General features: G+C 70.0%; 18 protein-coding genes. 10 read left to right on the top strand and 8 right to left on the bottom strand.

Annotated elements, in window-relative coordinates:
* Positions 1 to 120: 120 nt before the first annotated feature.
* A complete protein-coding gene (locus tag ACE3Q8_RS03090; RefSeq protein ID WP_374468771.1) occupies positions 121 to 960 on the top strand; it encodes an aldo/keto reductase in 840 nt (279 codons plus the stop codon).
* Positions 961 to 1000: 40 nt separating this feature from the next.
* A complete protein-coding gene (locus ACE3Q8_RS03085; RefSeq protein ID WP_374468770.1) occupies positions 1001 to 1408 on the top strand; it encodes a YbaN family protein in 408 nt (135 codons plus the stop codon).
* On the opposite strand, the gene ACE3Q8_RS03080 is transcribed toward ACE3Q8_RS03085, so the two are convergent.
* On the bottom strand, positions 1409 to 2824 hold the full coding sequence (locus tag ACE3Q8_RS03080) for an NAD-dependent succinate-semialdehyde dehydrogenase (RefSeq protein ID WP_374468769.1): 1416 nt from the start codon (positions 2822 to 2824) through the stop codon (positions 1409 to 1411).
* Between the two features lie 30 nt (positions 2825 to 2854).
* Positions 2855 to 3685: an SIR2 family protein gene (locus ACE3Q8_RS03075; RefSeq protein ID WP_374468768.1), complete on the bottom strand. Its 831-nt coding sequence runs from the start codon at positions 3683 to 3685 to the stop codon at positions 2855 to 2857.
* Positions 3686 to 3882: 197 nt separating this feature from the next.
* On the opposite strand from ACE3Q8_RS03075, the gene ACE3Q8_RS03070 reads away from it, so the two are divergent.
* From ACE3Q8_RS03070 to ACE3Q8_RS03055, 4 genes are all read left to right on the top strand, one after another.
* Positions 3883 to 4140 carry a hypothetical protein gene (locus ACE3Q8_RS03070; protein ID WP_374468767.1) on the top strand — a complete coding sequence of 86 codons (258 nt, stop codon included), beginning with the start codon at positions 3883 to 3885 and terminating at the stop codon, positions 4138 to 4140.
* Positions 4141 to 4371: 231 nt separating this feature from the next.
* Positions 4372 to 7356: a TonB-dependent receptor gene (locus ACE3Q8_RS03065; RefSeq protein ID WP_374468766.1), complete on the top strand. Its 2985-nt coding sequence runs from the start codon at positions 4372 to 4374 to the stop codon at positions 7354 to 7356.
* Between the two features lie 73 nt (positions 7357 to 7429).
* On the top strand, positions 7430 to 8833 hold the full coding sequence (locus ACE3Q8_RS03060) for a glycoside hydrolase family 28 protein (protein ID WP_374468765.1): 1404 nt from the start codon (positions 7430 to 7432) through the stop codon (positions 8831 to 8833).
* Positions 8834 to 8839: 6 nt separating this feature from the next.
* Positions 8840 to 10207 carry a glycoside hydrolase family 28 protein gene (locus ACE3Q8_RS03055; protein WP_374468764.1) on the top strand — a complete coding sequence of 456 codons (1368 nt, stop codon included), beginning with the start codon at positions 8840 to 8842 and terminating at the stop codon, positions 10205 to 10207.
* On the opposite strand, the gene ACE3Q8_RS03050 is transcribed toward ACE3Q8_RS03055, so the two are convergent.
* The 6 genes from ACE3Q8_RS03050 to uxaC all read right to left on the bottom strand — a co-directional run bounded on the left by ACE3Q8_RS03050 (position 10179) and on the right by uxaC (position 18950).
* Positions 10179 to 11786 carry a pectate lyase gene (locus ACE3Q8_RS03050; protein WP_374468763.1) on the bottom strand — a complete coding sequence of 536 codons (1608 nt, stop codon included), beginning with the start codon at positions 11784 to 11786 and terminating at the stop codon, positions 10179 to 10181. The genes ACE3Q8_RS03055 and ACE3Q8_RS03050 overlap by 29 nt on opposite strands.
* Positions 11787 to 12245: 459 nt before the next feature.
* The gene (locus tag ACE3Q8_RS03045) at positions 12246 to 14579 is read right to left on the bottom strand and encodes a TonB-dependent receptor (protein WP_374468762.1); all 2334 of its coding nucleotides are present in this window, start codon (positions 14577 to 14579) and stop codon (positions 12246 to 12248) included.
* 83 nt (positions 14580 to 14662) lie between these two features.
* The gene (locus ACE3Q8_RS03040; RefSeq protein WP_374468761.1) at positions 14663 to 15643 is read right to left on the bottom strand and encodes a FecR domain-containing protein; all 981 of its coding nucleotides are present in this window, start codon (positions 15641 to 15643) and stop codon (positions 14663 to 14665) included.
* A 97-nt stretch (positions 15644 to 15740) separates the two neighbouring features.
* Positions 15741 to 16241, bottom strand: coding sequence for an RNA polymerase sigma factor (locus ACE3Q8_RS03035; RefSeq protein ID WP_374468760.1), 501 nt, complete (start codon positions 16239 to 16241; stop codon positions 15741 to 15743).
* 134 nt (positions 16242 to 16375) lie between these two features.
* Entirely contained in the window at positions 16376 to 17434 is a 1059-nt protein-coding gene (locus tag ACE3Q8_RS03030) for a LacI family DNA-binding transcriptional regulator (RefSeq protein ID WP_374468759.1), read from the bottom strand.
* 67 nt (positions 17435 to 17501) lie between these two features.
* Positions 17502 to 18950: a glucuronate isomerase gene (gene uxaC, locus ACE3Q8_RS03025; protein ID WP_374468758.1), complete on the bottom strand. Its 1449-nt coding sequence runs from the start codon at positions 18948 to 18950 to the stop codon at positions 17502 to 17504.
* A 53-nt stretch (positions 18951 to 19003) separates the two neighbouring features.
* Here uxaC and ACE3Q8_RS03020 point away from each other — a divergent pair, with 53 nt between their 5' ends.
* The 4 genes from ACE3Q8_RS03020 to ACE3Q8_RS03005 all read left to right on the top strand — a co-directional run bounded on the left by ACE3Q8_RS03020 (position 19004) and on the right by ACE3Q8_RS03005 (position 24292).
* Entirely contained in the window at positions 19004 to 20515 is a 1512-nt protein-coding gene (locus tag ACE3Q8_RS03020; RefSeq protein ID WP_374468757.1) for a UxaA family hydrolase, read from the top strand.
* 34 nt (positions 20516 to 20549) lie between these two features.
* On the top strand, positions 20550 to 22061 hold the full coding sequence (locus ACE3Q8_RS03015; protein ID WP_374468756.1) for a mannitol dehydrogenase family protein: 1512 nt from the start codon (positions 20550 to 20552) through the stop codon (positions 22059 to 22061).
* A 101-nt stretch (positions 22062 to 22162) separates the two neighbouring features.
* The gene (locus ACE3Q8_RS03010; RefSeq protein WP_374468755.1) at positions 22163 to 22987 is read left to right on the top strand and encodes a 2-keto-4-pentenoate hydratase; all 825 of its coding nucleotides are present in this window, start codon (positions 22163 to 22165) and stop codon (positions 22985 to 22987) included.
* 21 nt (positions 22988 to 23008) lie between these two features.
* Positions 23009 to 24292, top strand: a complete 1284-nt coding sequence (locus ACE3Q8_RS03005) for an MFS transporter (protein ID WP_374468754.1) — start codon at positions 23009 to 23011, stop codon at positions 24290 to 24292.
* Positions 24293 to 24514: the final 222 nt, after the last annotated feature.

The raw sequence follows: 24514 nt of genomic DNA, 5'->3' as shown, positions 1-24514 counted from the left end.
GAAACGGAGGCTGGACCCATGCCGTTGACTCGCCGCGGGATGCTGATCGGCGCCGCCGCCCTGGCCGGATGCTCGTCAGAGCCCGCGCCCGCCGCCTCCGCCTCTATTCCGGAGAGAACCATGACAGACGCCGGCCCGCTTGCGACGCGCAGCATTCCCGCCACCGGCGAGGTCATGCCGATGGTCGGGCTCGGCACCTGGCAGGCGTTCCACGTGAGCCGCGGGACGGAGTGGGACGAGGCGCGTCAGGGCCTCCAGGCCTTTGCCGACGGCGGCGGCCGGCTGGTGGACTCCTCGCCGATGTACGGGCCCGCGGAAGGCGTGGTGGGCGACATCGCCGCCGAGCTCAGACTCCGGCCCCGTCTGTTCCTCGCCACCAAGGTGTGGACGACTGGCCGGGAGGCCGGCGTCGCGCAGATGGAGGCCTCGTTCCGCAAGCTCCGGACGGAGGTCATCGACCTCATGCAGGTGCACAACCTGGTGGACCTGGAGACCCACCTGGCGACGCTCGCCGACTGGAAGTCGCGTGGTCGCGTTCGCTACGTAGGGGCCACGCACTACACGGAGAGCGCCTATCCGGGCCTTGAGGCCGCCATGCGACGTCACCGGCTGGACTTCGTGCAGGTCAACGCCTCGGTGGCCGAGCGCGAGGCGGAACGGCGCATCCTGCCGCTGGCGCAGGAGCGCGGCATGGCTGTGATCGTCAACCGGCCGTTCGCCGGCGGTGACGTCTTCGCCCGCGTGCGACGCCTGCCGCTGCCGGGCTGGGCGGCGGAGATCGGCTGCACGAGCTGGGCGCAGGTGCTGCTGAAGTACGTCCTGGCCCATCCAGCCGTGACCTGCGCCATCCCCGGCACCCGCAACCCGCGTCACATCGCCGACAATCTGGGCGCCGCTCGTGGCCCCCTGCCCGACGCCGCCCAGCGGGCCCGCATCCTGGAGGCCGTGCAGGCGGCGTGAGCGGCTTGCCCCGCGTCGGGCGATCTGGGCAGATGCGGCCGTGACCGCGCCCCCGCCCGAGCCTCCACCCGCCAAGCGCCGCCGCGGCCCGGCGGCGGTTCTGGCCTACCGGGCGCTGGGCGTGGTGGCCGTGGCCCTGGCGACGGCCGGCGTCTTCCTGCCCCTGCTGCCGACCACCGTCTTCCTGATCGTCGCCGTCTGGGCCTTCGCCCGCGGCTCGCCGGAGTGGGCCGACCGCATCCGGGCGCACCCGCGGCTCGGCCCCTACATCCGCGACTGGGAAGCGCGGCGCGCCATCCCGCGCCGCGCCAAGGCCCTGGCCGTAGTCACCATGGCCGGGAGCTGGACCCTGCTGGTGGCCACCACCCATAGCCTGCTCGTCGTCGGCGGCGTCGGGCTGCTGCTGGTCGCCGTGGGCTCCTACGTGGTCACCCGGCCGTCGGCCTGATCACTCGGGCCCGCCGTAGGCGAGCGCCTCCTCGGCCACAAGGACGCTCTTGATGTTGACGAACTCGCGGATGCCGAAGGCGGCGAGTTCGCGACCGTAGCCGGAGTGCTTCACCCCGCCGAACGGCAGGCGGGCGTCCGAGCGGACGTTCTGGTTCACGAAGCTCATCCCGGCGTCGAGGCCGTCCGTGGCGATCCGCTCGCCGCGGGCGAGGTCGCCGGTCAGCACGCCGGAGCCCAGGCCGAACTCGGAGTCATTGGCGAGCGCGATCGCCTCTTCCTCGTCCCTGGCCTCGACCACCGCCGCCACCGGCCCGAACACCTCCTCGTCGAAGGCCGGATTGCCGGGCCGCACGTCGGTGAGCACGGTCGGCGGATACCAGGCGCCCGGTCGGTCGGGGACTTCCCCGCCCGTCAGCCGCCGGGCCCCGGCGGAGATCGCACGGGTCACCTGCTCGTGGACATCGTCGCGCGCGTTCACCGCCTGCAGCGGCCCGAGCTTGGTCCCCTCGGCGCGCGGGTCGCCCAGGGCATAGCTCTCCATCTCCTTCACCAGGGCGTCTTCGAAGGCCTCGCGCACGCTGGCCAGCACGATGAAGCGCTTGCCGGCGATGCAGCTCTGCCCGGCGTTCACCAGCCGCGCCGCGGCGGCCACCTTCGCGGCTTTCGCGGGGTCCACGTCGTCGAGCACAACGTAGGCGTCGCTGCCGCCGAGCTCGAGGACGCACTTCTTGAGCACCGCGCCCGCCTGGGCGGCCACCGCCTTGCCGGCCTCCACGCTGCCGGTCAGGCTCACCGCGGCGATCGCCGGGTCCTCGATCAGGGCCTTCACGTCCCGGCTGGGGACAAGGACGGTGCGAAATACGTCCTCGGGGAAGCCAGCCTCGCGGAACACCTGCTCGATGGCCAGCGCCGAGCCAGGCACGTTGGAGGCGTGCTTCAGCACCGCGGTGTTGCCGCCCATAAGGGTCGGCGCGGCGAAGCGGAAGGCCTGCCAGAACGGGAAGTTCCAGGGCATGACCGCCAGGACCGTCCCGATCGGCCGGTAGACCACCTTGGCCTTGGGCCCGTCCATGTCCACCGGCTCCGCCTTGAGGAAGGCCTCCGCATGTTCGGCGTAGAACTCGCAACCTACGGCGCACTTCTCGATCTCGGCGCGGCCATCGGCGAGGGTCTTGCCCATCTCCCCGCACATCAGCTCGGCGAAGTCGTCGCTCCGGCGGCGCAGGACCGCGGCCGCCTCCCGCATGAGCGCGGTCCGCTCGGCGAACGAGGTGCGCCGCCAGCTCTCGAACCGCTCGCGCACCCGACCGGCGATGGCCAGCGCCTCCTCGCCCGTGACGCCCTCGTAGGTCCGCCCGGGCTTGCCCGTGGCCGGGTCGACGACCTGGAAGGTGGGTCTCTGCTGCGCGGCCATGGACGGCTCCTTCGATGTGAAGCTGCTTAGCTAGGCAGCCCGCCCCCTCCGTCCAACCTCCTCCGACAACCTTCCGAGGAAGCCCAGCAGCGCCTGCTCCGGATCCTCGCTGTCGCCCGAGAGCACGCGGATGCCCCACTGGCCGAGCACCGCCTCCTGCACCGGGTTCGGCTGGGGCATGAACACGTAGGACGGCGGGCGGTCCTTCTGCTGGCCGGAGTCGCGCCAGGTCAGCCACAACCGGTGGAGCAGCAGCCGGATGTTCAGGTCCGACATGGAGTAGCCGACGAACAGGATCGTGCGGCCCAGGGCGTCGGCGCGGAACTTGATGTCCAGCGGCGAGGCGAAGTTCAGGCGGTTGAAGTAGTCCGTCTCGGCGATCACCAGCGAGGCGTCGTCCTCGAAGTCGCCGTGGAACTTCACGATCTGGGTGGTGTCGCCGTGCGCCTCGGCGATGTCGCGCGGGCTCGCCACCTTCACGAATGGGCGCCCGAAGAGGCGGTGGGCGACCTCGAGATTGTTGTCGTAGTTCGTCGTGTAGATGATCGGGAAATCCAGCTCGACGATCAGGCGGTGAATCCGCGAGCGGCGGACCTTCTCCTCGGACACGCTCCAGGTCCGGTCCATCCAGCTCCGCAGCGGGCCGATGGAGCCCTTCTGCAGCCGGTAGTACTCGGCCAGCGTCTGGTAGCTCAGCTCGTGCCCCAGCGCGGCCACGTCGAGGTCGAGCTCGCGACACATGTGGCCGATCAGTTCGCGCCAGGACGGCAGGCCCACGCTCATCGAAAGGCCCGCGCCCGCGAAGAGGATGGCGCGACGCTGCCGGACCGTGTCGGCCAGGCTGTCGAGGTCGGAGTTCACCCCGCGGTCCTTGTCTTCCGCCGCGGCAGGCCGGCCGCCGGGGCGGCGCTCTTGCTCATCGTCTTCTCCACGCGGGGCGAACCGCCGGCCGTGACGGCGGTTCCGGCGCTTATCAAACAGCGGCGCGGAACGCCGCGGCTGCGGCCAGGGTTGAGCGGCCAGGAAGCGGCCACGGCCGCTCGCAACGGGAGCCGACGATGTCCGAAACGCATGGGCACCCCTTGGGCGGCGGCGCCAACAGCCGCCCGCTGGACGACACCGTGGCGGAGACCGGGCCCGGCGTGCCGGACGACAGCGTCGGCCCCGAGCAGCGCCCGATCGCCGAGCAGTTGGAGCTGGCCGAGAGCGCCGAGGCCGAGGCCATGGCCCGGAAGCTCGCTCACGAGGCCTCCGACTGGCGCGGCGACACCGAGGACGAGGAAGCCGCCGCAGCCGATCCGACCGGCCACGCCTGAGCCTGTCCGGTCGGCGTTCGGGCCAAGCCCACCTGTGTTCTAGGCGCCGCAGAACAGCGCTGTGCGGCGGCGGCCACGAGGCTGCGCCGCCCGCCCGCTTGATTTTCCAGGCTGCGCCTCTAAGCTCCGTTGACACCGGTGTCAGCTTCGCAGGTGCGAAATAGACACCGGTGTCAGAACCAAGCGCGGGATGCGCAGGACCGGGAACGCCCCGGCCACGGAGGGAAGAAGATGAATCTCAAAGCCGGATCTCGCCTGCGGACTCTCGCCTGCGGCGCATCCATCGCCGCGCTCGCCCTCTCGATCGGCGGCGTGGCCCATGCGCAAGAGTCGGGCGAGGTCGAGGAGGTCGTGGTCACCGGCTTCCGCGCCTCGGTCGAAAGCGCCATCGCGCTGAAGCGCGAGGAGGCCGGCGTCGTCGACGCGATCAAGGCCGAGGACATCGCCAAGTTCCCGGACAACAACCTGGCCGAATCGCTCCAGCGCATTCCCGGGGTCGCCATCACCCGCTCGGCCGGCGAAGGCCGCAACATCACCGTGCGCGGCCTCGGCCCGGGCTCCACCCGCGTCCGGATCAACGGCATGGAGGCCCTCACCACCACCGGGGGTTCCGACGCAGACGGCGGCGCGAACCGCGCGCGCAGCTTCGACTTCAACGTGTTCGCGTCCGAGCTCTTCAACCAGCTCGCGGTGCGCAAGACCGCCTCGGCGATGATCGAGGAGGGCTCGCTCGGCGCGACCGTCGACCTGACCACCGCCCGCCCGCTCGACTTCAAGCGCGACCAGGTGCTCAGCCTGTCGGCCCAGTACGGTTACAACGACCTGTCGAAGAGCTGGGACCCGCGCTTCGCTGGCCTCGCCTCCAAGACTTTTCTGGACGGCACGCTGGGGGTGCTGATCTCGGCCGCCTACTCCGAGCGCGGGGTGCGCGAAGAGGGGTTCAACACCGTCCGCTGGGCGGAAGGCACGTCCAACGGCGGCTGGTGCAGCCCGCTGGGCTATGACACCAACGCCGCGACGGCGGGGCAGCAGTTCAACCCGGGCGCCAGCGCCGCGGTGGGAAGCGACGCGGCGAACTGCTTCGCGGGCAACCCGCGCCTGCCCGGCACGCCCGCGAACATCGCCGCCTACCAACGCGCGTCCGACCCGGGGAGCTGGTCGCCCCGCATCCCGCGCTTCGCGCGGCTCGACTACGACCAGGAGCGCCTGGGCGTCACCGGCTCGATCCAGTGGCAGCCCAGCAGCCGGACCAAGATCTCGCTCGACTATCTGTACTCCGACTACAAGTCGCACCGGCGCGAGAACTACCTGGAAGCGATCTCCTTCAGCCGCGCTGCGACCTCGCCCGAGTTCGGCAAGCCCTACATGATCCCGCGGGTCTTCGAGACCGACCAGTACGGCACCCTGCAGTACGGCGAGTTCGACAACGTCGACATCCGGATCGAAAGCCGCGAGGACCGGCTGGAGACCATCTTCAGCCAGTACACCCTCTCCGGCAGCCATGAACTGACGGACCGGCTCCGCGTCAGCGGCCTCCTGGGCACCTCCAAGTCCAGCTTCAAGAACCCGATCCAGACCACGATCACCTTCGATCGCGCCAACCAGGACGGATGGATCTACGACGCGCGTGACAACGCGGAAATTCCGACCATCGGCTGGGGCTTCGACGTCACCGACCCGAACGCCTTCACCTTCACCAACGCCAACGCCAACGGCACGGTCCGCCCGAGCGAGGTCCGGCTGCGCCCGCAGTTCGTCCAGAACAGCTTCGACATCGCCTACGGCGACGTTGAGTGGGAGCTGAACGACACCTTCAAGCTCCGCGCCGGCGCGGAGTGGAAGAAGTACCGCAACGACGGCCAGGAGTACCGCCGGGTCAGCGAGTTCGCGATTCCGGCCATGCCGGCCGGGGTGACCATGGCCTCCCTGTCCGAGCAACTCACCGGCTTCGGCAAGGGCTTCGGCGGCGACACCCCGACGGCCTGGGTGGTCCCCAACTTCCAGGCCGTGGCCGACGCCTACGGGATCTACTCGGGCACGGGCGCCTTCACCCTGGTCGGGCTTGAGAACACCAACGCCCGCGGCAGCTTCCGGACGGTGACCGAGGAGAGCACGGCCGGCTACGTGCAGCTCGACTTCGACACCGACATCCTCCCCTGGCGCGTGCGCGGCGACATCGGCGTCCGATACGTGGACACCGATGTGACCTCCCAGGGCTACACCTTCGCCGGGGGCGCGCCGGTGCGACTGGTGGTCGACAACACCTACGACAACTGGCTGCCGGCAGCGAACGTGGTGGCCGAGATCACGCCCGAGTTCCTGGTGCGGGCCGCCGCCGCCAAGGTGATGGTGCGTCCGGGCCTGAACGCCCTCAACCCGGGCGGCACGATCAGCACCTCCGGCAACTTCGCGATCACTGCGGGCAACCCGCTGCTGAAGCCGCAGGAGGCCAACACCTACGACCTGTCGTTCGAGTGGTACCCGGGCGGGAAGTCGCTGGTGGCGCTGGGCTTCTTCGTGAAGGACTTCAAGACGGACTTCACCAGCGTCCGCCTGACGGGTCCCTACTCGTCCTTCGGCTTCCCGAACTCCCTCATCGAGGGCACGACGGCGACGCCGGATTCGACGTTCCAGTACACCACCACCATCAATACCAAGGGCGGCGATCCCTACCGCGGCTTCGAGCTGAACATCCAGCAGCCCGCCACGCCGCTGGTGGACCTGTTCGGCCTGCCCGAATGGGTCGGCAACTTCGGCGCCCTGTTCAACTACACCTACGTGAAGGGCACCCAGGTGTTCTGCGCCGGCACCCCGGTGAACGGCGTCTGCCCCGCGGGCCTCGAGCTCGAGAACAGGCCGACGAACGTCTCGAAGAACGCCTACAACGTCACGGCCTACTACGAGGACGCCAAGTTCTCGGCCCGGGTCTCGCTCTCGCACCGGTCGAGCTACGTGTTCGCCGTGCCGTCGGGCAACCAGGGCAACCTGACCACCGGCCGCCGCCAGGACTACCAGGACGCGGACTGGGTGCCCGGCACCACCACGATCGACGCCAACATCGGCTACCAGCTCACGGAGAACCTGCGGCTGAGCCTGGAGGCGATCAACCTGACCGACGAGCCATTCAAGCAGTACAACGACACCGAGGCCCAGCGGATCTGGACCAACCACCACTACGGCCGGCAGTACTACTTCGGCCTCCGGTACAGCTTCTGACGAGCTGACCCAAGGCGGGCGCCCTCTCCTCCCCGGGCGCCCGCCTTTTTCTTTGCCGGTACGGAGTTCCCCCATGCTCGCCCGCCGAGACCTGCTGCTCTCGTCCGCGGCCGCCCTCTTCGCGTCCCGCGCCCGCGCCACGCCGCCCGATCCCTGGGCCGAGGCCGCCGCCATCGTGGCGCGGATCAGGCCGCCCACCTTCCCCGAACGCGACTTCCCCATCGACCGCTACGGCGCGGACGCCGAGGCGGTCGGCGACTCCACCGCGGCGATCGCCCAGGCTATCGCCGCTTGCCACGCGGCCGGCGGCGGCCGGGTGGTCGTGCCCCCAGGCGACTGGCTGACCGGGCCGATCCACCTGAAGAGCAACGTGAACCTGCACGTCTCCGAAGGCGCGACGCTGCGTTTCAAGACCGATCCAAAGGCCTACCTGCCGGTGGTGTTCACCCGCTGGGAGGGCATCGAGCTGATGAACTACTCGCCGTTCGTCTACGCCTTCGAGTGCGAGAACATCGCCATCACCGGCAAGGGCGTGCTGGACGGCCAGTGCAGCCGCGAGCACTGGTGGACCTGGAAGGGCAAGTGGAAGCAGAACCAGCACGGCTGGGTGGAGGGCATGCCCGACCAGCGCCCGGCCCGCGCCAAGCTCTTCCAGATGGCCGAGGACCGCGTGCCCGTGCTCGAGCGGGTGTTTGGCGAAGGCTCCTACCTGCGCCCGCCGTTCATCCAGCCCTACCGCTGCCGGAATGTGCTGATCGAGGGCGTGAAGCTTCGCCGCTCGCCCTTCTGGCAGATTCATCCGGTGCTCTGCACCAACCTCACCATCCGGGGCGTGGACGTGAACAGCCACGGGCCCAACAACGACGGCTGCGACCCGGAGAGCTGCCGGGACGTGCTGATCGAGGACTGCTCCTTCTCCACGGGGGACGACTGCATCGCGGTGAACTCCGGCCGCAACGAGGACGGCCGGCGGCTGAAGGTCCCGTCCGAGAATATCGTCATTCGGAACTGCCGCATGGCCGACGGCCACGGTGGGCTGACGGTGGGCAGCCAGATCAGCGGCGGGGCGCGCAACATCTTCGCCGAGAAATGCCGGCTGGACAGCCCCGACCTCGACCACGCCATCCGCTTCAAGAACAACGCCCTGCGGGGAGGCCTCGTGGAGAACTGCTTCTTCCGCGACCTCGAGATCGGCCAGGTGCGCAAGGCCGTGGTCACCGTGGACTTCAACTACGAGGAAGGCCGCAACGGCCGCTTCACCCCGGTGCTGCGCAACGTCGTGGTGGAGCGGGTGCAGAGCGGCAAGTCCGCCCGTGTCGCCGACCTGCAGGGCTTTAAGACCGCGCCGATCTACGACCTGACCATCCGCGACTGTGCCTTCGACGGCGTCGCCGAACCTTCGATCGTCAGGAACGTGAAGGGCCTGAAGCTCCAGAACGTCACCATCAACGGCCGCCCGGCCCAGAGCCTCGCCTAGGGTTTCATGCGCACGCTCCTCGCCGTTGTCGCGGCGGCCGCCCTCGCCCTCCCCGCCCAGGCGCAGTCCACGGACGCTGACTGGCGGATGGCCGACGCGATCGTCGCCAACATCCAGGCCCCCCGGATCCCCGCCCGGAGCTTCCGGGTCGAGGGCCGCTCCGACGGCAGGGCGGACGCGCGTCCGGCGATCCTGGCTGCGATCCAGCGCGCCAGCCGCGTCGGCGGCGGGCGGGTGGTGCTGGGCCCCGGCGTCTGGTTCTCCAAGGGCCCGATCCACCTGAAGAGCCGGATCGACCTGCACCTCGAGGCGGGCGCCACCCTGCTCTTCTCCCCCAATCCCGATGACTACCTGCCGGTGGTGAAGACCCGCTGGGAAGGCACCGAGGTGATGAGCTACTCGCCGCTCATCTACGCCGCGGACGTCGAGGACGTGGCGATCACCGGCCCGGGGATCATCGACGGGAACGCGCAGAGCGGCTTCCACGCCTGGTACGAGCGGGCCGAGCCGGACTTCCAGCGCCTGCGGAAGATGGGCTTCGACGGCGTGCCGCTCCGCCAGCGGGTCTTCGCCAAGGGCTCCTACCTGCGCCCGAGCATCATCCAATTCCTTGGCGCCCGGCGCGTCCGGCTAGAAGGCTATACGGTCAAGAACTCGCCCTTCTGGGTGAACCACCTGGTCTACGTCGACCATGCCGTCGTCCGCGGCATCCGGGTGGACTCCATGTTCCCCAACAACGACGGGGTGGACGTGGATTCCTCCACCCATGTGCTCATCGAGAAGTCCGTCTTCCGCACCGGCGACGATTCCGTGGTCGTGAAGTCAGGCCGCGACCTCGACGGACGCGCCATCGGGCGCCCCTCCACCCACGTGGTGGTCCGCGACAACGACATGGGCGGCGAGGACGGCATCGCGCTGGGATCGGAGATGTCGGGCGGCATCCGCCACGTCTTCTTCACCGACAACGTGCTGCGAAAGGGCGCCTCCGCGATCCGCTTCAAGGCCAATCTCGACCGGGGCGGCACGGTGGAGCACGTGCGCGTGCGCAACTTCACCGTCGAGGATTTCGGGACCCTCTTCTGGTTCCAGCTCAACTATCCGGGGGAGCTGGGCGGCGCCTTCCCATCGACCTACCGCGACATCGTCTTCGAGGACTTCAAGGTCCAGAATGTCGGCGTGGTCTTCGAGGGCCATGCGCCGGCGGCGGCCCCGCTCGACGGCGTGCTCATCAAGGACGTTTCCGTCGCCTCGGCCAAGACCAACTTCGTGCTGGAGAACGTCCGCGACCTGAAGCTCCACAACCTGACGATCGGCGGCCAGCGTTTCGACGGCCGCCTCTCGGCGGTCAGCGCGTCTGGTCCAGATAGGCGATAAGGGTGCTCATGGCGCCGATGTAATGGGCGATGGAGATGCCCACCGGCCCCTCCTTCACGGGGTACGGCGAGGTGTCCCAGGCGTCGCCCACATGCGTCGAGGCGTAGTCCCCTGGCGTCGGCGTCTTCGGACCCGGACCGCGGTACGGGTTGCTCAGGGCCGCCAGCCGCGACGGCCACCAGCCCTCGGCGTTGAGCTCCGCGATGAGCCGCGCGGCGGCCTGGCCCTTGTCGTCGGAGGGCGGCGCCTTCACCGCGTTCAGGTCGGAGGTCGAAATGTCCTGATTGGCGAAGTACCTGGGCAGGGTGATCGCGGTGCGGGCCAGCAGCGGCGAGTTCCGTGCCGCCTCGGACGGCGGCGTCGCCTTCAGCTTCTCCAGCCGCCGGCGCATTCTGGCCACGTCGATCTTGCGGTAGGCGCCGTAGTGGCCGAGCAGCTTCTGGTCGCTGTGGTCGGCGAAGTAGCGGCCGTTGACCACGTTGGAGCCCGTGCGGTGCACGTAGAGCGGCCGGTTGGTCCCGATCTCGATGAACGTCGGGTGCGTTCGCCCGTCCGGCCGCGGCCGGTCTAGCTTCACCTTGTCCAGCCAGTCCAGCCCCTCGCCAACCCGGGCGAGGAACCGCGTCTCCCCCGTCAGCTCGTAGAAGTTCATGAGCTGCTCGAGGTTGTTGGCGGTCGTGTGGGTGGCGAGCGCCAACGGCTCGTAGCTCCGCGCGGCGGCGGGCTTCAGGTCCAGCGTGTGCTGCAGGCCCCAGCCCGGCTGCGGCTGGCCCTGCTGCGTGACCACGAAGCTGTCCATGGCGCGGCGGATCGGGTCCAGCACCCGGGCGTCGCCGAGCGTCTGGTAGACCATGATCAGGAACTTCAGATTCTCGCCGGCGACGTCGTCGTTGAAGGTGACGTAGCGCGCGTAGTCCGGCCCGTGCTCCGCGTGCGGGTGCCGCTGAGGCCAGCCGCCCATGGGGTACTGGCTCTCGAGGACGAAGGCGATCGCCCGGTCCAGCGCCGGCCGGTACTTCGGATCGCGCTTCTCCAGGTAGAGCCGCAGCAGGAACTGCATGGCCTCGGAGGTCCCGGCGTCGTCGAAGGTGGCGTTGCCGAGGTAGTGGTGGAATTCCTCCATGCGCCAGGCGTTCTGGCCATAGGTCTCGTACCAGTCGCGGATCGAGCCCTCGCCGCCGAAATCGATCAGGTAGTTCCAGCCGCCCGAGGCGTGCTGGCCAAAGATCAGCGCGCCGGCCACCTGTTCGGCGGCGTCATAGTACTGGGCCTCTCCGGTGGCGTGATAGGCGTCCAGGTAGAGGTGACCCATGGTCGCCGTTCCGGGCGGCTGCACCCAGACCATGGTCGGCTTGGCTTCCAGTTCGCCCCACCGCCGGGAGAAGTCCGGCAGGTAGCTCCACACGTAGCCGCCGTTGAACGCCACCTTGTCGGTCATGAAGCGGGTCGCCCGCCGCATGGCGGCGAGCACCTGGTCACGGCCAGGCGCTGTCTGGGCCAAGGCGGAGCCGGCGAGCCCGGCGAAACTGGCGGCGGCGCCGGAGAGCAACGCGGCGCGGCGGGTCGGCAAAGCACTCATGCCGTCATTCTGACACCGGTGTCAGGCGGTGCAAGCATTGAAGCGCCGCCGCAGACGCATCGTACTTTTGGAGCGGGAGAGGCCCCGGCCGAAGTGTGACGTCCTCGAGCCGGGGCAGTATCCCACGCCGGCGACTGGAGAGAACCGGCGCGTATTGATCTGATCGGCGCAAGCGCCGACGCGACCCGAGCCAGCCGCGATCAACCCGACAAGGGTAGCACCGCCTTGCGGTTCGGCCAACTGAGCTGTGAGGCATGCGACAAGGCGCGGCCCCGGACGCTCTCCTCGTCGGGGCCGCGCTCGTCCGAAACGGCGCGGGTTTTGGGCTCGGACCGCGCCGTGTCGATTTTTTCGGGCCTCGTGGTCAGCGGGGTCCGGATACCGACCTCTCCAGTTAGGCCGGGATCGCGGTGATGACGGCGCCGGGCGCCGCCCTCCCTAGGTCGCTCCAGAAAAAAATCAGTAGCTGGCGAACAGGGTCACGCCGAAGGTCCGCGGCCGCTGCGGCGTGACCTGACGGGTCTGGTTCGGGTTGAACGGATTGCCGAAGGCGAAGGTGTCCCCATAGGCATTGGTGGGGTTGGTGACGAACGCCTGCAGGCCCACCCGCCGGTTGGAAATCTCGGCCAGCAGCCGCGTGCGGGCGTAGCCGCCCATCTCCTGGCGGCTGGTCGCCTGCCACTCCAGGCGCGAGCGGCCCACGTAGGCGGTTTCGCCGGTCAGCCGCAGCAACCAGTCGCCGGCCAGCCGCTTCTGGTAGGTCACCATGGCTGCGCCGGAGAAGGCCGGGGCGCCCGGCAGGTCATCGCTCAGCAGCGGATAGGCGTCGACATTCGGGTCGCGCGTGCGGGTCCGCGCGTAGCGGGCGTTGGCCTGCACCAGCAGGTTCTCGGTCCAGCGGAACGCGAGCTCGCCCTCCACGCCAAGGATCCGCGCGTCGCCGGCGTTCGTGGTGAACGGGATCCCGATCGAGTCCATCCGGAACTGGTCCGTCTGGATGTTGTGCCAGTCGTCGTAGAAGACCGCCGAGTTCACGCCCAACCGGCCCTGCATGAAGGTCAGCTTTGCGCCCAGCTCCAAATGCCGCAGCCGGTCGGGATGGTAGTCGGCCAGCACGGCGGGCCGGATCGGCTCGGCCCCCCCGGAGTTGAAGCCCCCGGCCCGGTGACCCTCCGAGATCACGCCGTAGAGCAGGTCGCCGGGCGACAGCTCGTACTGCACCGACAGCTTCGGCGAGACGCCCGTGAAGGTCTGCTGGGCGTCCAGGGTGCGCGCCTCGAACCGCTCCGACACCACGTCCGACTTCGTCCGGGTGCGCGTCGTGAACACCCGTCCACCCAGCGCCACCGTCCAGCCGGGGGCCGGCCGGTAGGCCAGTTCGCCGTAGGCCGCATACTCGCGGATCCGGTCGCGCCGGTCGTCGGCGTACACCATCGACTCCACAAGCGTGCCGCCCACCGTGCTCTGCGCCAGCAGCTCTGTCGGGGTATGCGCCGCCGTAGCCGAGCCGTAGAGCCCGAGCAGCCATTCGAACCTGGGCCCGTCGTAGGCTACGAACATGTCCTGCACGAACAGCCGGGTGCGGCTTCGCTCGGAGTACGCCGAGGTCTGGGCGAAGTCCGTGTAGGTGTTCTGCACCAGAGTGGCGTCGTAGAAGCTGCCGTAGGCGTGACGCACGAACCCGGACGACGAAGTGAAGTCGAGGCCGCGCCAGGTCCCCTTCAGCGTCACCGCGCCCAGGGCGATGTCGTTGACGTGCGGCTCGGGAATCCGGTTGGCCCGCTTCAGGCCCATGCCGGGGTTGGTGTAGTGGGTGTCGTCCGACCGGAGGTGCTGCCCCGCCCCGGTGATCGTCAGCGAGAAGCTGTCGGTGGGCTCCACCCGCAGGCTGGCGCGCCCGCCCCTGCGCTCCGTCCGGTCGACATTCTCGCGACCGAGGTTGATGTCGTCGAGCTGGCCGCCCTGCACCTCGCTGTAGCCTGCGACCCGCAGGCCCGCCACGCCGCGCCAAAGCGGCGCGCTGGCGTAGCCCTGCACGGCGTAGCTCGGGTCGCCGCCCTGGGTGTCGGCGGCGGAGGCCCGCACCTCGCCCTGCAGCGCGTAGAGGTCCGGCTTGCGCGAGACGATGCGGTAGACGCCGGCCAGAGAGCCCGCGCCGTAGAGCGCCCCCTGCGGCCCGCGCGCCACCTCCAGTCGCTCCACGTCCACGAGCCTGAGGTCGGGATCCGGAGCGTTGTAGTTGAGGGGCACATCGTCGAGGTAGGTGACCACGGTCGATCGGGTCCGACCGGTGAAGGCGCCGTCCGACAGCCCACGCAGCAGCAGCTTGTTGCGCCCCGGACCGAGGTTGGTGGCGAGCACGCCCGCGAGCTGCGGCGCGGCGTCGGCGATGTCGGTGGCGCCGGCTTCCTCCAGCGCTCCGCCCGATGCGGCCGAAACGGCGACGGCGAGCTCGCGCGGGTTGCGCGCCCGCTTCGTGGCGGTGACCACCAGCTCCGACACCACGGCCGGCGGAGGCGGCACAGCGGGCTGAGCCTTCGGCCGCGCGACGATTTCCACCGTCCGCGGGGCCACCAGCCGCCAGCCGCACGGCGCCGTCGCGAGGAGCCGGTCAAGCGCCTGTTCGAAGGTGTAGCGCCCGGTCAGGCCCGGCGCGGCGGCGCCGTCGCAGACGCGGGCGCCCACAAGGGTGATGTTGGCCTGCTGGGCGAGGTCGATCAGGGCCTCGGAATAGGGCTTGGGCTCGATACGGAAGCGGACAGGGGCGGTCGCCGCATGGCTGGAATCAGCCAAGCCGAGGGCCACGCCGACACCCGTCAACGCGGCGGCAAATTCCCGTCGTCTGGAGATGGTCCGTCCGCCCTAACCGCTCGGCGCTACTTCTTGAGAAGCCGCAACCCCCGCTCGGAAGGTACTGATCTTACGGGCAGCATCAAGGAAAGACGCTGCGTCACGGCGCCCGCATCGTCGAGGACGATGACCCCGGTTATCGGGATGTCCGCCAGCTCGGGATCACCGATCTCGATCTGCTGGTCGAACTGCCGGTTGAGGTCGGCCACGACGCGCGACAGGGGCTCGTCGCGGTAGACGAGACGGCCCGAGCGCCAGCTAAACGCCTCCTGCGGGTCCACCGAGCTGAGCTTGGCGACGCCAGAGGCGGCGATGGCCAGTTGCTGACCCGGAACCAGCAGCACCGGGCGGGCGGCGGCCCGGCCGGCGGGCCGCACCTGCACCTTGCCCTCGGCCACGGTGACCGAGACGGCGCCCTCGCGGTGGCGGACGTCGAACTGGGTGCCCACCACCCGAACCTGGTGGTCGGCGGCGGCGACGGTGAACGGACGGTCCTTGTCGGCGGACACCTGGAAGATCGCCTCCCCGTCCTCCAGCACCACACGCCGCTCGTTGCGGGCCAGGGTGACGCTCAGCCGGGTCTCGGCGTTGAGGTGCAGGGTGGAGCCGTCGGCGAGCGTCAGGCTGCGATGCTGGCTGCGGCCCGTCTGGTAGAGCTCGGTCGGCGCCTGGGTGATCATCGGCGGCAGGACGGCCAGGGCCACGGCGGCGGCGGCGGCAAAGCCGCCCGCGCCCACCATCCAGCGACGCGTGGCCATGGACCGGGCCGCGGCAGGCCTCCGCGGGGCCGGCGCCTCGAGTTCGGCCAGCACCTCGGCGGCGGCGGCCTCGTACTGGTGCCAGACGTCCAGCGCCTGGCGGTAGGCGGCGCGGTTGGCGGGAGTCTCGGCGAGCCAGGCCTCGAAGGCCATGCCGTCCTCCCCGGTCAGGTCGGGCCGCTGCAGGCGCGCAAGCCAAGCGCCGGCTTCCGCCGTCGCCCGCTCCTCCTGCGCCGTCATGCTGCTCATCGCCTCGCCTGCCCGCTCTGCGCCTTCAGCGCTGGACAATCCCCAAGACGGCGCCGTTCCGCCGTATCCCTAGGTCCAGCCGCAAATTCCATGCCGCTCATGTGCGCAGCCTCTGGGCGAGGTTGCGGACGGCGGCCTGGATGTGCTGCTCCACCATCTTGCGGGAGACCCCCATGGCGTCGGCCGTCTCGGCCTGGCTGCGCCCCTCCAGCTTGTGCAGCCGGAACGCCTTCTGCTGCTGCGGCGGCAGGTCTGCGACGGCCTCGGTGAGCAGGCGCACCCGCTCCTTCGACACCAAGACCTCGTCGGCCGCCGGCTCGCCGACCACGTCCTCCCCGCCAAGCGAAATGTGGGTCTCCTGGCGCCACTGGCCGTCCCGCCGGGCCGCGCGCTGGCGGCTGCGCACCTGGTCCGTCAGCAGGTTGGCGGCCATCTTGTAGAGCAGAGCCGCGGGCGACTTCACCTCGCCCCTCACCTCCGCCGTGCGCAGCTTGACGTAGAGGTCCTGGACCAGGTCCTCGGCCATGACCATCGAGCGGGTGCGGGCCGCCAGGAACAGCAGCAGCGCCTCGCGCCGTTCCAGGAAGGCGCTCAGCAACGGGTCGTCCCCGTCGCGCTCCCGGGACGGCTCAGCCGGCGGCAATCCGCTCCCCCCTCGTTCCATGTCCGCTTCCACGGTTCTTCTGCGGGCGGTATGGCCGAACTGTCAGGAATAGCAACGTCCGGTCGAGCTCAGGCCGGCGGCGCAGCCGACTCGCGGACGATCAAGGTGGGCTCGAACTCCGACGGCCGGGTCCGCGGCTCCGCCTCGGGATCGCGCAGCAGCATCTGGGCGGCCACCTTGCCGATCTCGCGGATCGGCAAACGGACGCTGGTCAGCGGCGGGAAGAGCCGCGGCGCCGTCGGGCTGTCGTCGTAGCTGACCACCGACAGGTCCCTCGGAATCGACAGCCCGGCCTCCCGCGCGGCCTGGTAGACCCCCGCGGCCATCTCGTCGTTGCCGGTGAAGATCGCGGTCGGCCGGGGGTCGAGCGCGAACAGCCGACGCGCGCACTCGGCCCCGGAGTCGTAGGTGTAGCGCCCTTCCAGCGAATAGGCGTCCTGCAGGGTGACGCCGCCTTCGGCGAGCCCCTCCTCGAAGCCCGCCCGCCGCTCGTGCGCCGAGCGGAAGGTGTTCGGCCCCGAGATGTGCGCCACCACCTTGTGCCCCAGGCCGACCAGGTGTTTCGCCGCCTGGTAGCCGCCGCGCCGGTCGTGGGTGACGAGGCTGGAGTCCGGCTCGTCCAACGGGATGCCGGCGATCCGCACATAAGGACAGTCGAGCTCGGTCAGCAGGTCGGCGACGCGGTCGTCCTCGGACACCGACGGCGGCAGAACCACGCCGAACAGCTTCTGGCGCTCCACGAAGCCGCGCACTTCGGAGAGGAACGTCGGGCTCGCCCGGTCGCAGGGGTGGACCAGCAGCTCGAGCCCCGACCCGCGCACCGCGTCCAGGATGCCCTGCTGCATGTCGATGACGTACTGCGGGCTCGGGTTGTCGTAGACGAGGCCGATCAGGAACGAGCGGCGGAACGCCAGGCCGCGCGCCTGCGGGTCGGGCGCGTACCCCAGCTCGGAGATGATCGCGTTGACCCGCTCGCGGGTGTCGGCCTTCACGAACGGCGACTGGTTGATGACGCGCGAGACGGTCTTCTTCGAGACCTGGGCCAGTCGGGCGATATCGTTGATGGTGGGGCGCTTGGCGGCGTCCCACACCAACGCCGGGCGCGTTGCTTTCGAAGCTTCGGTCAACTGCCGTCCGGCCTCCTGCCACGCCACCTCTAGCGCCGGAGGCCGGCGCGCGCCACAGGCTGCACCGTCAGACGGCTTCCGCCAAGGGCGCCGTGGCGGGCCGGTCGAGTTTGTAGGCGCGCCGTGGCAGGTTGTAGGCAAGGTCGACCGCCAGTTCGCGGGCCTCCTCCTCGTCCAGCCGATGCTCGGTCACGAGCCTGGCCAGGAAGCCGCAGTCGATGCGCCGGGCCACATCGTGCCGGGCCGGGATCGACAGGAAGGCGCGGGTGTCGTCGTTGAAGCCCACGGTGTTGTAGAAGCCCGCCGTCTCGGTGGTCTGCTCGCGGAACCGGCGCATGCCCTCGGGGCTGTCGTGGAACCACCAGGAGGGGCCCAGCCGCAGGATGGGGTAGTGCCCGGCCAGCGGGGCAAGCTCACGGGAATAGCTGGTCTCGTCCAGCGTGAAGAGGATCACCGTCAGGTTCCGCTCGTTCCCGAACCGGTCGAGCAGCGGCTTCAGCGCGTGCACGTACTCGGTCTGGGTCGGAATGTCGGCGCCCTTGTCGCGGCCGTAGCGGTCGAAGATCAGTTTGTTGTGGTTGCGGAACGACCCGGGGTGGATCTGCATCACCAGCCCGTCGTCCAGGCTCATCCGCGCCATTTCGGTGAGCATCTGGGCGCGGAACATCTCGGCCTCAGCGGCGCTGGCCTTGCCCGAGATCACCGTCTGGAACAGCCGTTCGGCCTCGGCGCGCGGCAGGTCGGCGGTGCGGGCGGTCGGGTGCCCGTGGTCGGTGGAGGTGGCGCCCGCCTCCATGAACTGCTGGCGGCGCACGCGGTGGGCGTCGAGATAGCCGTCCCAGCTCATCACATCCTTGCCGGTGATCTCACCGAACCGGGCCAGGGCGTCCTGGAACTGCTCGTGCTCGCAGTCGATCACCGGGTCGGGACGATAGGCAGTGATAACCTTCCCGCCCCAGCCGCTCCTGCGGATGGCGGCGTGATGGTCGAGGCTCTCCTGCGGGCCCTCGGTGGTGGCCAGGGCCTCAATCTTGAAGCGGTCGAACAGCGCGCGGGGCCGGAAGGCGTCGCTGGCCAGCTTCTCGTTGATAGCATCGTAGTAGTCGTCCGCCGTCTCGGCCGAGAGCGCCTCGGTGAAGCCGAACACCGCCCCGAACACGTGGGCCAGCCACATGGAGGACGGCGTGCCGCGGAACAGGTGCTGGTTCTCCGCGAAGATGCGCCAGGCCTTGCGGGGATCGGCGCTCGACATGCCGGCCCGGCTGGGAACGCCCAGGGCCTCAAGGGGAATCCCTTGCGAGTAGAGCATGCGGTAGAGGTAGTGGTCCGGCGCGAGGAACAACTCGGTGGCGTTGGAGAACGGCTCGTTCAGCGCGAACCAAGAGGGGTCGGTATGGCCGTGCGGGCTGATGATCGGCAGGTCCTTGACCGCGCCGTACAGCCGGCGGGCGACGCCACGCGCCGCGGGCTCGACAGGGAACAGCCGGTCTTCATGAAGGGTCAGCGGCCTGGCCATGTCGTTTCCTCTCCGCACGTCTCGCTCTGCGCCAGCGCGGGCTTGCCGCGCGCATGACACCGGTTACCATGGAGCCGATGAGCTTAGCAGCCTCCCTCCTGCGGATCGATCCCCGCGACGACGTGGCCGTCGCCCCTGGAGGGCTCCCGGCCGGTGAGGCGGTGACGGACGGCGTCTTCGCCCGCGCCGACATTCCGGCTGGGCACAAGGTGGCGATCCGCGCCGTCGCCGCAGGGGAGCCGGTGCGCAAGTACGGCTGGCCGATCGGACGCGCCAAGCTCGACATTCATCCCGGCGACCACGTCCACGTGCACAACGTCGCCACCGCCCTGTCCGGCCTGGACGAGTACGCCTGGACGCCGGCCCCGGCCGAGGCCCTGCGCGCGGAGCCCGAGCAGACCTTCATGGGCTACCGGCGCAAGGATGGCCGGGTAGGCACCCGGAACGAGATCTGGATCCTGTCCACCGTCGGTTGCGTCGCCCGCACCGCTCAGAAGATCGCCGATCAGGCCAACCGTCTGTTCAAAGGTCGCCTGGACGGCGTGCACGCGCTGACCCACCCCTTCGGCTGCTCGCAACTCGGGGGCGACCTCGACGCCACGCGCCGGATGACCGCAGCCCTGGCCGGCCATCCCAATGCCGGCGGCGTGCTGATCATCGGCCTGGGTTGCGAGAACAACCAGCTCGCCGCCGTCCTCGAGAGCGCGCCCCAGCTCGACCCCGAGCGCCTGCGGTCGTTCACGACGCAGATGCTGGAGGACGAGATCGAGGCGGGTCTCGAGGCGGTGGAGCAGCTCGTGCAGGTCGCCGAGCAGGACCGCCGCGAGCCCTGCCCGGTGTCCGAGTTGGTAATCGGCCTGAAGTGCGGCGGCTCTGACGGCCTCTCGGGCCTGACCGCCAACCCGCTGGTCGGGAGGATCGCCGACAGGGTCTGCGCCGCCGGCGGCTCGGCCATCCTGACCGAGATCCCGGAGATCTTCGGCGCCGAGCGGTTGTTGATGGCCCGCGCCGAGAGCGAGGCCGTCTACGAGGACGTCGTCCGCGTCGTGAACGACTTCAAGGGCTATTTCCTGGCCCACGGCGAGCCGGTCTCGGAGAATCCCTCCCCCGGCAATATCGCCGGCGGCATCACCACCCTCGAGGAGAAGTCCCTGGGCGCCGTCCAGAAAGCCGGCCGGGCGCCTGTCACCGAGGTGGTGCGCTACGGCGAGCAGATCCACGGCAAGCCGGGCGTGGCCCTTCTGGAAGCTCCTGGAAACGATGCGATCTCGTCCACGGCGCTCACGGCGGCCGGCGCAACCGTGATCCTCTTCGCCACCGGCCGCGGGACTCCGCTGGGCTTCCCGGCGCCGACGCTGAAGATCGCCACCAACTCCAGCCTCGCGCAGCGCAAGCCGCACTGGATCGACTTCGACGCCGGCCGGGTCGCCATGGGCGAGCCGCTGGATTCGGCCGCCGACGCCCTTATGGACCTGGTGCTCGCCACCGCCTCCGGCTGCGAGACCCGGGCCGAAGAGAACGGCGAACGCGAGATCGCGCTCTGGAAGCGAGGCGTGACGCTTTGATCTCCTCCTTGTCTTGCGGCGAAAGCCGGGATCCGTGCGGCGCCTCGGTAGGTTCGCCGGCTTTCGCCAGGGCCTGCGGGGCTTCTGGGACCTGATGCAACGTCTCTCCAACCATACGCTCCATCTGGCGGCCAGCGGCGTGGAGCTCCCCGCCTACGACCGCGCGGCGGCCAGGATCGGCGTGGTCCACTTCGGCCCAGGCGCGTTCCACCGTGCGCACCAGGCCTGGTATTTCGACGAAATGCTCAAGGCCGGGGGCGACTTCGCGGTGTGCGCCGTCGCGGTCCGCTCCTCGGACGTGGCCGACGCGCTGACGCCGCAGGACGGTCTCTACGTGCTGGCCGAGCGCGAGGCCGAGCCGCGGTTCCGGGTGATCGGCGCCATCAAGGAGGTGCTGACCGCGCCCCGCGACCCGGCCCGGGTGCTCGCCCGCTTAGCCGATCCTGCCGTGCGGATCGTCACCTCCACGGTGACCGAGAAGGGCTACTGCCTGACGCCCGCCGGCGACCTCGACCTCGACCACCCGGACATCCGCCGCGACCTGGAAGGCGGCGCCACGCCGGTGAGCTTTCCGCGCTGGCTGGCCGAGGGCCTCGCGGCTCGCCGGGCGGCGCGGCTCGCGCCTTTCGTGGTGGTGAGCTGCGACAACCTTTCCGACAACGGCGATCGCCTGCGCCGAGCCGTGGTCCAGTTCGCGGAAGCCAAGGGGGACGCCGAGCTCGCCGGCTGGATCGCCTCCGAGGTCCGCTTCCCCTCCACCATGGTCGACAGCATCACGCCGGCGACGGACGACGAGCTGCGCGAGAAGGTCATGGGCGTGCTCGGGCTGGAGGACGCCTGGCCGATCCAGCGCGAGCGCTTCGTGCAGTGGGTGGTCGAGGACGAGCTCGGCGACTGCTCGGGGGCCTTTGCGGCCGCCGGCGTCACCCTGACCCACGATGTGGCGGCCTTCGAGAAGGCCAAGCTGCGGCTGCTCAACGGGCCGCACTCCACCCTAGCCTACGCGGGCCTGAAGCTCGGGCACGAGACGGTCGCCGAGGCCATGCAGGATGACCGCCTCGCAGGCTTCGTGGAGCGCATGATGCGCCTGGACATCGCCGCCAGCCTGCCGCCGACGCCGGGCCTCGATGTTGCCGGCTACATCGGCGCCGTCATGGCGCGCTTCCGCAACCCGGCCATCGCCCACAAGCTGGCGCAGATCGCCTGGGACGGCTCCCAGAAGCTGCCGTTCCGGGTCCTGGAGGCCACGGCCGAGGCCCTGGCCGCCGGGCGGCCGGTCACCCGGCTCGCCGTTCCGATCGCCGCCTGGGCCCATTTCGTGCGCGGCCGCGCCCAAGCCGGCGAATCGATAACCGATCCCATGGCCGACACCCTGCTCGACATCGGCCGCCGGATGACCGGCGAGCCGGCCGCGGACGTGGCCGGCCTGCTGGCGCTCCGCGCCGTATTCCCGCGCGCGGTGGCCGAGGCTTCCGCCTTCCGCGCGGCGGTCGAAGCCGCCTACGCCGGCCTCGACGCAGATCCCGCGGCGGTCCTGTCCGCCTGACCTTCCTTGTTCAACCTGGCCTTGATTTGAGAATGACACCGGTTTCCTATACCCCTGCTGACAGAGCTGAAGACGGGCCGGACGGCGGGAGGAGTGAGCTTTTGACGGAGCCGGCGGCCACCACTGCGCGCGAAGGCGCGACCGAGATCGCGCGCAGCTTCGTCGACGCGCGTCAGCAGGCGCGCGCGCTGCCGGGCTTCCCCGGCCCGCTGCCGCGGAGCCTGGACGAGGGCTACCGGATCCAGGAGGCTGCTATCGGCCTGTGGCCCGCCAAGGTGGTGGGCTGGAAGATCGGCAAGGTGCCGCCCGCGGTGCAGGCGGAGGTCGGCGAGACCCGCCTGGTGGGCCCGATCTTCGCCGGCAACGTGCAGCGGCCGGCCGCCGGCGAGCCCGGCGTCTTTGCGACCATCCCCGGCGGCTTCTCGGCCGTGGAGGCCGAGGTGGTGATACGGCTGGCCAAGGACGCGCCGCCCGACAAGCTCGACTGGACACCCGAGGAGGCCCTGGACCTCGTCGACGCCTTCCTGATCGGCTGCGAGGCGGCCGGTTCGCCGCTGGCCACCATCAACGAGCTCGGCCCTAGGGTCGTGGTCTCGGACTTCGGCAACAACGCCGGCCTGATCCTCGGGCCGGCGATCCCCGGCTGGCGCGACGCCGATCCCTCCGCCCTCACCTGCCGCACGCTCGTCAACGGTGTCGAGGTTGGAACGGGCTCGGCCGCCAACCTCGAGGGCGGCCCCGCCGGCTGCCTGGCCTGGATCCTCGGCCACACCGCGCGGCGCGGCCGGCCGCTGCGGGCGGGCGACCTCGTCACCACCGGCCAGCTCACCGGCATCCACGATGTGAGACCGGGCGACGAGGCGATCATCGACTTCGGCGCGCTGGGGCAGGTCCGTTGTACCGCTACCATCGCGCAGGCTAAGTAAGAATAACCAGGGAGGGAGCCCGTGACCGCAGAGGCGCAAGGGGCGCAGCCGATCGCCGTCAAGGTCGGCAACTACCGCTGGATCATCGTCGCGCTGCTCTTCACGGCGATGGTGATCAACTACGTTGACCGGCAGATGCTGGGCCTGCTCAAGCCGACGCTCGAGAAGGAGCTGGGCTGGAGCGAGACCACCTACGCCGACATCGTCTTCTGGTTCCAGGCCGCCTACGCGCTGAGCTACCTGTTCTTCGGCCGGATCGTGGACCGCATCGGCGCCCGGATGGGCTTCGCCGCGGCCTTCGTCATCTGGACCATCGGCCACATCGGCTGCGCCTTCGCCAAGTCGGCCGGCGGCTTCATCGCCGCCCGGGTGGTGCTGGGCGTCGGCGAGGGCGGCGGCTTCCCGGCCGGCATCAAGGCCGTGACCGAGTGGTTCCCCAAGAAGGAGCGCGCCTTCGCCACCGGCGTGTTCAACGCCGGCACCAACATCGGCGCCATCGTCACCCCGCTCGTCGTGCCGGTGATCACCCTGACCATGGGCTGGCAGGCGGCCTTCATCATCACCGGCCTGGTCAGCCTCGTGTGGCTGCCGGTCTGGTGGCTGGTCTACAAGCGCCCGCGCGAGCAGTCGAAGCTGTCGGCCGCCGAGCTTGCCTACATCGAGCAGGATCCGCCCGACCCGGTGCAGCACGTGCCTTGGACGAAGCTGATCCGCGTGAAGGAGACCTGGGCCTATGCGCTCGGCAAGTTCCTGATCGACCCGATCTGGTGGATGTACCTGTTCTGGCTGCCGGACTTCCTGTCCAAGCGCTACGGCCTGGACCTGAAGACGTTCGGGCCGCCGCTGATCGCCATCTACCTGCTGTCCGACGTGGGCAGCGTCGGCGGCGGATGGCTTTCCTCGCGCTTCATGCACCGCGGCATGAGCCACAACGCGGCCCGCAAGCTCACTATGCTGGTCTGCGCGCTGTGCGTGACGCCGATCGCCTTCGCCATGTACGCCGACAACGTCTGGCTGGCCGTGGGCATCATCGGCCTCGCGACCGCCGCCCACCAGGGCTTCTCGGCGAACCTCTACACCCTTCCGTCCGACGTCTTCCCGCGCGCCGCCGTGGGCTCGGTGATCGGCATCGGCGGCATGGTCGGCGGCATCGGCGGCATGGCCATGTCCAAGTACGCCGGCTGGGTGCTGGAGAAGATCGGCAGCTACACGCCGATCTTCGTGGTGGCGGCCTCGGCCTACCTCCTCGCCCTGCTGGTGGTGCACATCCTCAGTCCGCGGATGGCGCCCGCAAAAGTCGACTGAGACGGAGCCGGCCAGCACGCTCTGCAAGCGGCGGTCCGGCGAAAAGCCGGGCCGCCGTCTTCGTTGGGGGCGCCTCTCCGTTTGGCCACGCCTGCGCGTCACAGCCGGCCTTCCGCCGACCATCCGTGATGCTTCGGCGGAAGGAAGGTGGAGAGAAAGAAAAACCTTCGCCGGCGGCTCGAGACGTGGCGCCGCGACGCTCCGTCAGCCTCGGGCGGCGCG

The organism is Phenylobacterium sp. (assembly GCF_041913825.1).
GTDB lineage: Bacteria > Pseudomonadota > Alphaproteobacteria > Caulobacterales > Caulobacteraceae > Phenylobacterium.
The sequence above is the reverse complement of the archived record's forward strand: the minus strand, read 5'-3'. Positions and strand labels throughout refer to the sequence as shown.